The sequence below is a fragment of the Pedobacter sp. GSP4 genome, from assembly GCF_051857575.1.
Lineage (GTDB): Bacteria > Bacteroidota > Bacteroidia > Sphingobacteriales > Sphingobacteriaceae > Pedobacter.
Genome location: NZ_JBPZIR010000001.1, coordinates 315,650 through 328,665, shown reverse-complemented (window position 1 = coordinate 328,665; position 13,016 = coordinate 315,650). Strand labels below are relative to the sequence as shown.

The following is a 13,016-nucleotide window of genomic DNA, read 5'->3' as shown; positions in this document are numbered from 1 at the left end:
TTAAATAAAGGATGGAAGATTTAGAATGGAAAATGTTTGATGGAAGATGTAGAATGGAAAATGTTTGATGGAAGATGATCTTAACCAATCCACTATTGACCTATGAACTAATGAACCAATGACCAATAAACCTGTTTAAAACTGCTCCAAAATATCCTTATCTGATTTATAGGTTTCGACAATTACCTGGGGAATGATTAAATGATTTACCTGATAAAGTTCTTCCCAAAGTTTAGCATTGTTCTTTTTAGGGTGTTCATAAAAATCCTGTCGGAGTTTGAATGTAGAAAAATTATCGCTGTTTTTTTGTGCCGGATCGATGTCATTGAGAAAAAGCAGTTCCATTTCTGCCGAGGGCTCTCCTTCCGAAAATAACCCTGCCACTACATTGCATTTCAAATAGGTAGAGGTAAGCTTGGATAAGCCATTTTGAATGCTATAGTTTTGCTTGTTGATCCAGATCATGTTTTTGGCTAAGGTGGCTACATTGCTCTCCATGCCTTTAATCAGGTGTTTATCAGCGGTAATGTAAATCCATCCATTTCTACTTTTGTAGAGGATATTTCTGGCTTTGTTAAAGTAAATTTTATAACACTTTTCACCTTCGTATTCTACCAAACCTTCAATTTCGTAATCGTTGTTTGGGCTCAGCATGTTATCGTTAAGGTTGCCTACAAAATAAGATTTAAGCTCGAACCTTAAATCGACCGCAAAGTTGAGCTTAACGCGGTTGGCCGTATTTTTACTGAGGTTATTGAGCCTTCTGATACCGTTGAGATGAAGCTTGATCTCGTTTTTGTATTCATCTGTATGTAGGTCAAATAGTCCTTCGGCAAAAGTTTTGTACTTACCATCTCTAACCAGATATTGCCTGCAAAGCATTGTTTTGCTCACTACACCGGTATCGGCAAGATGTTTTACCGCATCATTGATCAAAGTTTGAACAAAATTTGGGGCATAAATATGAACATCCTCTAAATTTACATAGCGGTCTTTCAGTTTAACAAGCAGATTGGCGGTTGCGGTTTGTTCATCAATTTTAACCGAGCGGGTTACATAACCAACCGAACTAAAGGAAAGCAACTGACCTTTATCCAACGAATCAATTTTTATGGTAAAATTTCCTTCTTGGTCGCTTAGTGCAATTAATTTTTCTTTATTGTAAATGGATACCGATTCTATGGCCTTATTGGCTTCATTAACAACATGGCCTTTAATTATTTTTTGCGCCTGGGTACAAGGCAACAAGAAGAAAAAGGCAGCGATTAGCGACAATAAGATTTTTGAGCAGCACATTGGTAAATTAGAACGGTTATTTAATAGGTATATGATTTTTGTGCTGTAATTTAATTATTCTTCTTAAATAAAACGTTAACAACTTTGGGAGATAACTTTAAAATAACCATTAAGGCATTAAGATATTTAAGATTAAGCACTTAATATTCTTAACTTCTCAATGGTGTAAAAAACCATAAACTACCATTAAGGAATTAAGATATTTAAGATTAAGCACTTAATTTTCTTAACTTCTTAATGGTAAAAAACTATAAACTACTGTTAAGGAATTAAGATATTTAAGATTAAGCCCTTAATGTTCTTAACTTCTTAATGATGTAAAAACTATAAAACAACCATTAAGGCATCAAGACAGCAAGCTTCACTAAATCTCCTCTTTCGCATCGACCCTTGGCGGCATTAACTTATAAACTACCGGAGTTACAATTCTTGATAACAAAGTAGAACTGATTAAACCGCCAATCATGACAATGGCCAGCGGCGAAATAAGCGGGTTGCTTGATAGCGCGATTGGCAATAAACCGCCAATGGCAGTAAATGTAGTTAAGATAATAGGCAAAAACCTGATCTCTCCTGCTTCTTCAATGGCCTGGTTTAAAGGCATACCTTCAGCACGCAACTGGTTTGTAAAATCGACGAGTAAAATTGTGTTCTTTACTTCAATACCTGCCAAAGCCACAATACCAATGGTAGCCACGAAGGAGAGTGAATTACCTGTAACCATTAAGGCTAAAACAGCTCCAACAATACCCAGTGGAATAACCGAAAGTACTATAAGCGTACTTTTAAAAGTTTTAAACTCGAGCACCAACACGGCAATAAAAAGGAAAAGCGTAACCAACAATATGCTGCCAAAACCTCCGAAAGATTGGTTTCTACTTTCTATTTCGCCCCCCATTTCAAAAGTATAGCCATCGGGCAGTTTCAGGTTTTTCATTTGCACCTCTACATCCTGAATTACCTTATCATTTAAAAAACCTTTCTGTACAAAAGCGTTTACCGAAATGGTCCGGGTTTTATTGTAGTGATTAATGCTTAAAGGTGAGGTTTCGAGCTTTAGCGAAGCCACTTGCAACAATGGTATCGATGCCCCCTGACTATTATTGACATAAAGGTTATTAAAAACCGTTAAATCAGGGTACGAAGGCCGTTCGGTGGTGAGCAGGATATTGTAATCGTCGCCATTAGATTTGGGATTGATAAACTTTCCTACTTCCAAGCCCGCTACAGCCATGCGCACGGTCCTATCGATGTTAACCGTTGGAATACCCAGTGCCTGTGCTTTATCCTTGTTGATATCGACCTTAATATCTGATTTTAAATTTTTGAGTGGATTGTTTACATAAATTGTCCCGGCGGTTTTAAGCAACATATTTTCTACCCGCCCACCAATGCTTCTTAAGGTGTCCAGATTATCGCCGAGCAAACGTACTTCAACCGGAGAAATGATAGGCTGCCCCTGCTCAAAGTCTTTAACTTCTACCTTTGCACCAGGGTAAGGTGTCCATTTTTTACGCAACATTTCGATAATTTCGATCTTGCGGTCGGATTTGATATCGGGTTGCAGTAAGACAAAAAGCTCAGAAAAATCGGTTCTTTCGTTCTGTGGCAGCACGTTATAGTAAATCCGCGGATTACCTTTCCCAACATTCGAGGCAAAGAATTTTACTTCTGGAATCTTTTTCAACTCCTTTTCTATGGCTTTGGTAACCGAATCGGTATAATATAGGTTCGATTGCAAAGGCGTAGAGATATTAATCAAAAACTGTGGTTTCTCTGAGGCCGGAAATAAACTGAAGCCAATAACCGGAATAAGCATGATAGAACCTACAAAAATAGCTACAGCAATAACGATGGTTAAAATTGGTTTCGCCAAAGCCTTATCCAGCAGTTTTGAATAAGAACCATGGATAATTTTCTGTAAAGTGCGCAAGAAAATGTTGCCATTGGCATCGGCATGTGGTTTTAACAATTTGCTTGATAAAAAGGGTACTACTGTTAAAGCTACCAGCATCGAGGCAATAACCGAACAAATTACGGCTACTGGTAAACTTCTGATAAATTCGCCTGATGCTTCGGGTAAGAACATTAAAGGCATGAAAGCAATAATCAATGTGGCCGTGCAGCCCAAAACCGCCATGCCAATTTGTTTGGTGGCTTTCAGGGTGGCATCCAATCTACTATGGCCATCGCGCATCCAACGTTCTATATTTTCGACCACTACAATACTGTCGTCAACCAATAAACCCAGCGAAACCACCAGTCCTACAATACTCAACTGGTTTAAACTAAAACCTAAAACACTTAATAGCACCACACCAATGGCTAACGATAAAGGGATGGAGACCATTACCACAATGGAAGCTCTTGTACCTAAAGGAAGAAGTGTAACCAAAACCAATAAAATAGCGATCATAAAATCCATTCCCAGTCCACCTAGGCGGCTGTTTACGTTATCGGCCTGATCAAACATTAACTGCTGATCGATATTGGCCGGCAAGGTTTTCTGAAATTGCTCAATCACGGGCAGATAGGCTTTCTGGGCGGCAGTAATATTTCCACCCGATTTTTGCGCAGCAACCACAAAAACACAACGGTGCCCATTTAAGCGGGTAATATCTTTTTCCTGCGAATAATCGAAATATACATTCGCTACATCCTTCAAGGCCGTATTTTTACCATTACCACTAAAAACTACGGTATTTTTAATTTCATCAATATTCTGATAGTTGCCACTTGTTTTAATGTTAAATGATTTGGAACCCGCATTAACACTTCCACCGGGAATATTGGCCACCTCGCTTTGAATGGCACTGGCAATAAACGTAACCGGGATATGCAGCTGCGCCAGCTTCTGGAGGTTTAAATCTACCCGCACCAACTGATCGGGCAAACCCATTATTTCTACGTTTTTCAAAAAAGGGATTTTCTCCAGCGCAGTCTGCAGATCTTCAGCCTTGGTTTTCAGCTTATCTCGCGATGCATTTTCAGAAACCAATGCAATCTGTAATACATTTACATCCGAAGGAGAAACCTTTTGCACTTCCATACTGTAAATTTCCTGCGGAAGGTTTGCCCGCTCGCTGTTTACCTCACGCACCAGTTCCTGGTATTTATCATCCACATTTACAGCATATTTATACTCTACAAAAAGTACAGCCAGGCCATCTCGAATGGTGGTTTTAATGGTTTTGATATCGTCCAATCCGTAAATTGTTTTCTCCAAAGGCTTTACCACCAGCTCTTCCATATCCTTCGGACTGGCGCCCGGATAAACCACTACCACCGGATAGTTTGGTGCATTCATATCTGGATCTTCCGATCTCGGCATGTTAAATATGGTTGTAATACCCAGCGCCAAAACCATGAGCACCATGATTAGGGTAAACTGGTAATTTTTTACAGCGTATTCTGATATTTTCATCTTATTAGCTATGATGTATATATGATTTCCTTCAGGGTGATTACACGGATTGAATGATTACACCGATCTGGAGTGCTTCTTTTTAGCTTTCAGCTTTGGTTCTCAGTCTTTCCGCTCAATCTGCTTTATTCTTTAATCTTTGGTCTTTCTGCTTTACGCTTACTTCACCACTTTAATCTTAGAACCATCAGTTAAATAGGCGCTGCCCGAAACAATTAAGCCTGCTGCATTTTCTAAACCGCCTGTAATACTGATTTTATCGTTTTGAATAGCCCCGAGCTTCACCTTTACTTTTTGGGCAGTCTTGTTATCATTAGTAATAAAAACATAGCCTTCGTTTTCGCCTCCATCCAATAGCGCATCGTAAGGAATGGTATAGCCAATGCTTGTTTTGGTTGGCACAATGGTAGCCTTACCGAACAAACCTGCTGCAAGTCCCTGAACTTTCACATCGCTCAAGCTCAGCTCTATACCAAAAGTTCCACTTTGTGGGTCTATCCCTTCTGCTTTGCGGGTTACTTTTGCCTGTAATGTTTTATTCGGTAACGCATCAGTGGTAACCGTAGCGCCATCTCCTATTTTTAGTGCTGCCCATTGCTCGTCGCTTAAACCCACTTTTAAAATCCATTTACTTTGTTTTGCTCCGTTTATCTGTAATATCGGTGTTCCGGGCCCAACTACCTGACCATCGTTAGCTAGTTTTTTAAGCACATAACCACTGCTCGTTGCCCTGATTTCGGAATAGTTCTGATTAAATTTTACTGCTGCCAACTGTTCTTTGGCTACCTGCAATGCTGTTTTGGCATTTTGCATCTGCTCTAATGTTGCCACGCTATCTTTATACAGTTTGCTCGCCCGGTTGTAATCACGTTCAGCTTTTTGGTATGATAAATTTACCTGCTGTACCTGGGCCGAAATTTCAGTCTGGTTTACCGTAGCCAATAACTGCCCCTGACTTACCGCATCGCCTTCTTTTACCAAAATCCGGTTAATGATGCCTCCATTTTTAAACGACAGGAAAGTTTCATCATTGGTGGTAAACTGTCCAGAAGCAGCAATGGCGTGGCTTGCATCTTCTACTTTTAGCGACATTACCTGCACAGGAATGGTATCCTGCGTACCTACTTTGGCGGTTTCGGTTTTATGGTTGCCGCAAGCACTTATTGTAAAACCTGCAGCAAGCAGGGCTGAGTAAATAAATATCTTCTTCATAAATTAATTTATTGAATAGGTTGCGGTTTCGCGTTCAACATCAGCCATTGCCGATAAAACTTTATACCTGTTTATGTTTACTAAAAGTTGGGCCGAAGTATATTGGTTCCGTGCATCTATGGTTTCGATAAATGAATTGGTACCTGCTTTATATCCTTTTTCGATGAGCCGTTGATAGCTTGATGCGGACTCGAACTGCTTTAATGAGGATTGATAAGTTTGATAGGCAGCCTTTAGGTTGTTCTGCGCTGTTTTAGCCGAAAGATTGAGCTGTTGGGCGACCAGATTGGCATTAAGCTCGGCATTTTTAAGATCGAGATTACTTTGTTTGATTTTAATGTTATTGCGGTTGCCGGTAAAAATCGGGATATCGAGCTGCAGACCAATCATGTAATAACGCGTATTATCGTTAAAATGAAAGCCTTCTGATTGTGAACCAAGATCGACAAAACCACCCACCTTTGGCACCGCAAACTGCTTGTTCATTTTAAGTGCTGTTTTGTTGATGTTGACCAACTGATCTAATGCTTTTAACTCTTCCCTACCACCTTTTATCGATAAATCAGCAATGAGTGTAGTGGCTTTATTTAAATCTACCTGATTGTTAATGTCTGAATCAATCTTTTCGTTTGCATCGCGGTTTAAGAGAAAATTAAAATACATCTGGGCGTTAATTACCTGCTGCTCTGCCGAAACCAATTGTGCATTTACATTTTCTAACTCGCTTTTTGAGCGCAAAACATAAGCTGGCAAACCTTTTCCACCATCAAGCAGTTTCTCGTTCACCCTTAAACCTTCGTTGGCCAATTGCAAACCCGACTTGTAAATATCAACGGCCTGTAAGGCATTCTGATAATTATAATAGGCTGTTTTAATGCTCCTTACCAAATCCCGTTTGTAAATCTGCACTTCAAATTCCTGAAGGTTTACCTGTTGTGCCGATAACTGTTTATTGTAGCCCAAATCGGTATTGATAATCGGCACGGTTGTTCTTACTTTGGCATCATAGTAATTCTTCGGCAAGAAATTGATGCTCTGGTTTTCCATCAAAGGAAAATTGTTGGTGGCGGTTAGTTTATTTAATGTAGAATAAACGGGATTTAACAGGTCGCCAAGCGGAAGCGGGATATTCCGGCCACCATCAGCTGTAGACCAAGTGGTAGAAAATGCTACTGTAGGCAGATATAAACTCCTAGCTGTTTTTAATGCCAACTGAGCTTTATCCAACGAAATGTTTTTCTGCTGCAGAACAATGTTGTTCTTAAAGGCTTCGGCAATGTAGCCATCCAACAACTGTTGAGCATTTGCCGTCGAACCCAAAACCGTAACCGAGAAAAGCAACAAACCAAATAACTTTGTCCTCATAATTAACAGTGTTAATTTATTGTTATTTTAAACTATTCAACATGGCGATAAAACCATCAAAAGTTCTCTCTAACCAGTCGCCTTCCTCTAGCATATGCGCTTTAGTTGTAGCCATGTGATCAAGGTGACCCTGCAATTTTAAGCTGCATAAACCATGCATTAGCGACCATACATTAAGTGCAAAAGTTGTGGTTTCGAAACTGGTAAAGTAGCCTGCAGCCTTGCATTGGTCAACCGTCATAATTAATGCGGTAAAGGCTTGCTCACCCTCTTCCCATTCTTCATCATGGCAGTGTGCCTTAACAAATTCAATAGGTTCTTTCATGATAAACATGAGTTCATAAAAGTCGGGATTATTTAACGCAAAGCTCATATAAACTCGCCCCATTGCCTTTAAACGCTCAAAAGGCTCGCTCACATGCTGCAGTACTCCAAATTGCGAACCCAATAATTTAAAGCCCTCCTGATGCAGGGCATACATGATATCGGCCTTGTCTTTATAGTACAAGTAAATGGTTGTTGGACTGAATTCTATTTTCTCTGCAATCTTCCTGATTGAGGTGGCCTCATAGCCATCCTTTAAAAAAAGTTCCTTCGCCGCATCCAAAATCCGCTGACGTAAATCTTCTTTATGCTTCTCCTTACGCTCTTTTATTCCCATGATAAAAACAATTACACTGCAAACATAATTAACACTGTTAATAAAATGAAATTATTTTAGAAATATTTTAATAAAAGCCTTTCTTGAACGGAGATTTGAGGATTTTCAGAATTGTCAACTTTCTAGCAAACCGGCTATTAAAGTTGGTAACGCTCTTAATTAACTACCTAGCCTATTTTTTATCAGAGATAGCAGGTGTGACAATTTTGGTTTCAGCGTTGTCAACTTTCTAGCTAACCCGCCATTAAAGTTGACAACGCTATAAATTCACGAGCATTTTTCTTGGCCAGGGCAATCTATTAAATCTGAGCCGCCAAACTGCTGCTTCCATAATGTAGCATAAGGTCCATTGGCTATTACCATTTCAGCGTGATTGCCTTCTTCCACAACCTCTCCTTTATCCAAAACGATAATTTTATCAGCCTTTTTAATGGTTGTTAATCGATGTGCAATGATGATAATTGTTTTATTTTGTTTTCTTAACAGATCTATTGTACGCTGCACGTATTGCTCTGAAGCCGAATCCAGCGAGGATGTCGCTTCGTCCAGAATTAAAATCTCAGGGTTACGGTATAGTGCGCGTGCAATGGCAATCCGTTGCTTTTGTCCACCAGATAGTGAAGCTCCATTTTCGCCCAGGTAGGTTTGAAATCCTTCAGGCAAAGCTTCAATAAAATTCAAAATACCCAGTTGTGTACAAATACTAATAATCTGCTGCATATTTGGGGCATAATCTCCAATTGCAATATTCTCGATTACATTGCCTGCAAAAAGATCAATCTGCTGCGGCACTACGCTTAAAAGATTTCTTAAAGAAGCATTGTTTAGGTATTTGAGCGAATTAATACCGATAAATATATTGCCCGATTGGATGGGGTAAATATTTTGAAGTAAAGCCATCAACGTAGATTTACCTGATCCGCTCTCTCCTATTATTGCGGTAAAACTACCTGCTTTAATATTCAGGTTCAGATTTTCAAATACATTTACCCGACTGCCGTACCGGAAAGCCACCTGCTCAAAACGGATATCACCCATTAATTCCCTGGTAAGATGAATGCTCGATGAATTTTGTTCAATCTCCAGATCCATAATTTCGAACAAACGATCAGATGCAATCATGGCATCCTGTATAGACTTATTTGCACCAATTAATGAAGTAGCCGGACTTGTAAAGTAACCAATGAGTGTATAAAAAGAGAATAATTCGCCCGGAGTAATTTCTCCATCCAATACATAACCTGCACCAACCCAAAGCAACACAATAGTTAGCATTCGCGCAATAATTTCGGTAGAAGTACCTGAAAAGACTGAGTTTAATCCGGATTTGTAAATTGTTCGGAGCAAGCCAATAAAGTGTGCTTCTGTTTTCTCGTTGGTAAACCTTTCGAGCCCAAACCTTTTAACAGTACCTACATTATTCAAGCCTTCTACCAGCTGCGATTCTAAATCAGCCGATTCTTCCATCAGCTTACGTTGTATTTTCTTATTCAGTTTGTTGCTAACTAAATAAACCAACAGGTATAAAGGAATTACAGCAAGCATGATTAAAGCCAGTTTCCAATAGTAACTGAACATTAAAACAAAAGAAAATATAACTATAAAGCCATTTACAACAAGATTAACAGCAACATCATTGATAAAAGCCCTGATTTTAACAGCATCATTTACTCTCGAAATAATTTCACCCACACGCATGGTATCAAAAAACTGTTGCGGAAGTTTTAAAAGATGTTTGTAATAACCCAATATTAACCGCGCATCTATTTGCTGTCCGGTACGGATGGTAAAAATAGTTTTGGTAGTACCAATAAACAATTGCAGGGCCAGAATGGCTACCATTATGATACTCATCAGGTTGAGCAGATTGCGGTTTCCTTCTACCAGCACATGATCGGTTATTTTTTGAACGAATATGGAAGTAGATAAACCAAGGATAGTATAAATTAAAGCTCCGTAAAGGGCTTGAATAACAATACGCTTGTGTGGCCTAATGAGATTCCAAAAGCGGCTGCCAGTATCTACCTTTTCGTTGCCTTGCTTAAATCCTTCATCTGGCAACAACAAGAGCAGTACACCCGTCCACTCACTAGTAAAATCGTCGGTATTTTTACGATGCATTTTACCATCACCCGGATCCATTATTTCAATGTATTTATCCGTTACCTTATAAACCACCACATAATGTTGCAATTGCCTTTTAACCACTACGTGTGCTATGGCCGGTAACGGGATTTTAGTCAGACTATCAGCAGTACCTTTTACTCCCTTCGCCTCAAAACCAAGTTTGTTCGCGGCCTCTATCAATCCTAAAACATTTGTTCCTTTTTGATCGGTACTGGCCAATTGGCGAATGCGGGCAACTGGCATTTTCAATTTATAAAATGCAGAAACTGATGCCAGACAGGCTGCACCACAATCGGTAATATCACGTTGTTTAACTAGGGTTGACATTGGGTTTTAGATGTGAAATATGAGACACAATATTTGAGACAAAAGATGTGAAAGGAGGCATATCAGCCTTTGGTCTTTTAGCTAATCATTCAGCTTTTAGCACCATTTGGGTTTAACCAATCGTCAACTTTATCATAAAGCAATTGATATAAGTTCCTTTCTGCAATGGCGAAATGCGCACTAAATGTCATTCCCTTTTTCACCTGACCTTTGTATCCGTTCTTTAGCTTTAAATAATCCCGGTTTAGTTTACATTTCACTTTAAAATAGGGGACTTGGTTCACTAGAACTATATCATCTGCTATATCAGTAACCACTCCCGAAAGCAGTCCCCACTGGTTATAATTAAAGGCATCTACCTGGAACCTCACTATTTGCCGGGTTTTAATCAAGCCAATATCAGCAGGTTTTACATAGCAAACGGCAAGCAAAGCACTATCGGGAGATATTTCCCCGATTTTTTGGTTAGCTGCAATAAACGAGCCCAGCTGAAGTCCGGATAAGTTTTGAACTGTTCCAGATACACGTGCGGTTAAGTGATACATTTTCTCCTGCTCCATCACCTGGATCTTTTGGTTCTCCAAATCTTTCAGTTCTTTTCTATACTGGTTAGATTCTGTTTGCCATTGGGTTATGTATTTTTTAGCGACCAGTTTAAAATCAGAAAGCGCTTGTTCGTAGTTAAACTTATATTGTTCGTACTCTGCTTCGGTAACTACTTTTTTGCCATAAAGTACTTCGTATCTTTTGTAAATTTTAGCAGCTTGCTCACGTGCATTTATAGCATTTTGCAGTTGCTCTGTATATTGCTGCCAGCTTGCCGCATAAAGGCCTGTTTGCAATGCCGGTTGCCCTGCATTGCTCAATTTAGCCTCTTGTAGAAGATAGCGCGCATCATTTAACAAATCTTTTAATTCGCGTAGACGTGTATTTAAAATCGTATTTTGTGTTTGGGGTATGGTGGGGTCGATATTTAACAGCACTTGCCCTTTTTTTATCTTTTTATTATCGAACAAATTAATCAGGGTAATTTTCCCAGCCACTGGCGAAAGCAGCTCTGTACGCTCAATATTGCTTTGCAAAGAGCCATTGCCATTAACACTTACAGTGATGTAAATTAAAGGTAAGACCGCAAAAGCGACAATGACAGCTAGCAGGGTTACTACATAAATAACCTGGGTACTGAGTTTGGTTTGATGCAAAAAAACGAGGGCATTATCTTCAAAATCGGCATCTTCTTTAAATGGCATAATCATCAATTGGCTTGGTTAAGGCCAAGTTTGCCATTATTAATTTAAGCTACAAAAAAGATACACCAAATGGCTTATTGTAGGTACGAAAGCTATATTAACTGTCTGTTAAGCGGTAATTTATTAATGTGTAAAGTAATAAGTAGTCATTTCAACAAAATAACCGCCTAAACAGGTAACTGCAATAAATGCAAGCATAAGCATGATGAAGAAAAAAATTTGTATTTCATTTTAGCAGATCGTTTTATATTAATGATGTTAAAGAGAAAGCATAAGGTCTTTAATACCCTGTATTATTTAATTATAAAAGCTGTTTTATGATCAAATAGATAAACACATATCAGGGTGTGAATAAAGATCGTATTTACCATTTCCTGATTTTTCTCTGGTAATGTAGTTTTTATAGCGTTGAACTTATTTTTGATATTTAGATTGGATAGATTATTGTCGATAATCATCAACTTGTGACAATGGATATTTTTTGCAAAACAGGTACAATAAAAAAATAAATAGTATTAGTATTAAGGTACAAACCACAGAAGATTCGTAGCCAAATGCTCCTCCAGTAATCAAATCAGGCCCTGTCAAAGTTTGTTTCAGAAGGCTCTCTGTTTTTAATCCACTAACCCCGCTTCCTAAAACCGGACCTTGAAAAAAATTCCATGCAAAATGAGCTGAAACAGAAAACCAAATACTTTTAAAATAAATATAAAATAGCCCTAAAAATATTCCAGATAAAAAGATATTAAGAAATGCTATGTAACTAAGATTATCATTAGAAATATGAAAAAGTGCAAATAATATTGATGATAAAACTAATGCCCAATACTTGTTCTTTTTCTGCATCAAATACCTTAACACATATCCTCTAGTCAATATTTCTTCAGTTAATGCCCCAATTACAAATATAAAAAAACATAAAACCAAATTATGGCTGCTGAAATTATTAATAACAAAGCTAGTCTCTTTTCTAAGAAGAAGGATCATCGCGATCAACATTATAGGCAATGATCCAAATATAAATCCTTGCAAAGTCGAAATCGGATATTTATACCTTAGTCCAATATCCATTATGCCTATCTGTTCTTTCTTAAGAAAAATAAAAATCGTTACTGTAGTTGCAAGAAGATTAACAAATTGAAAGATGAGGATATAGGAAAGTTTTTTATCGTAGGTATTAGCAACTTCTCTAATTGGAATTTTATCGAATAAGGCGATTAAACCAAATCCAAATGAACCCATTAATGCCCCTACAAGAAGCCATATAAACAAAAAATACAAAATGTGTTTCATTAATTTTACTTTGTATTACTTATTTACTCCTGTGTTTTGGCCTAATATGAAACAAGTATTG

The 13,016-nt window shown here is 38.3% G+C and carries 8 protein-coding genes; all 8 read right to left on the bottom strand.

Translation table 11 applies throughout. From position 1 onward, the window contains the following. Positions 1–135 precede the first annotated feature (135 nt). Positions 136–1,296, bottom strand: coding sequence for a carboxypeptidase-like regulatory domain-containing protein (locus ACS5PU_RS01360; RefSeq protein ID WP_439457472.1), 1,161 nt, complete (start codon positions 1,294–1,296; stop codon positions 136–138). Positions 1,297–1,660: 364 nt separating this feature from the next. Continuing rightward, positions 1,661–4,720 carry an efflux RND transporter permease subunit gene (locus ACS5PU_RS01355; protein ID WP_439457471.1) on the bottom strand — a complete coding sequence of 1,020 codons (3,060 nt, stop codon included), beginning with the start codon at positions 4,718–4,720 and terminating at the stop codon, positions 1,661–1,663. 159 nt (positions 4,721–4,879) lie between these two features. Next, positions 4,880–5,932, bottom strand: a complete 1,053-nt coding sequence (locus ACS5PU_RS01350) for an efflux RND transporter periplasmic adaptor subunit (protein WP_439457470.1) — start codon at positions 5,930–5,932, stop codon at positions 4,880–4,882. A 3-nt stretch (positions 5,933–5,935) separates the two neighbouring features. Beyond that, positions 5,936–7,297 carry a TolC family protein gene (locus ACS5PU_RS01345; protein WP_439457469.1) on the bottom strand — a complete coding sequence of 454 codons (1,362 nt, stop codon included), beginning with the start codon at positions 7,295–7,297 and terminating at the stop codon, positions 5,936–5,938. A gap of 22 nt (positions 7,298–7,319) precedes the next feature. Next, positions 7,320–7,958, bottom strand: coding sequence for a TetR/AcrR family transcriptional regulator (locus ACS5PU_RS01340; RefSeq protein ID WP_439457468.1), 639 nt, complete (start codon positions 7,956–7,958; stop codon positions 7,320–7,322). A gap of 267 nt (positions 7,959–8,225) precedes the next feature. Next, a complete protein-coding gene (locus ACS5PU_RS01335; protein WP_439457467.1) occupies positions 8,226–10,412 on the bottom strand; it encodes a peptidase domain-containing ABC transporter in 2,187 nt (728 codons plus the stop codon). An 89-nt stretch (positions 10,413–10,501) separates the two neighbouring features. After that, positions 10,502–11,662, bottom strand: coding sequence for an HlyD family secretion protein (locus tag ACS5PU_RS01330; RefSeq protein ID WP_439457466.1), 1,161 nt, complete (start codon positions 11,660–11,662; stop codon positions 10,502–10,504). 441 nt (positions 11,663–12,103) lie between these two features. Next, complete coding sequence (locus tag ACS5PU_RS01325; protein WP_439457465.1) at positions 12,104–12,955, bottom strand: lysostaphin resistance A-like protein; 852 nt, start codon at positions 12,953–12,955, stop codon at positions 12,104–12,106. Positions 12,956–13,016 lie beyond the last annotated feature (61 nt).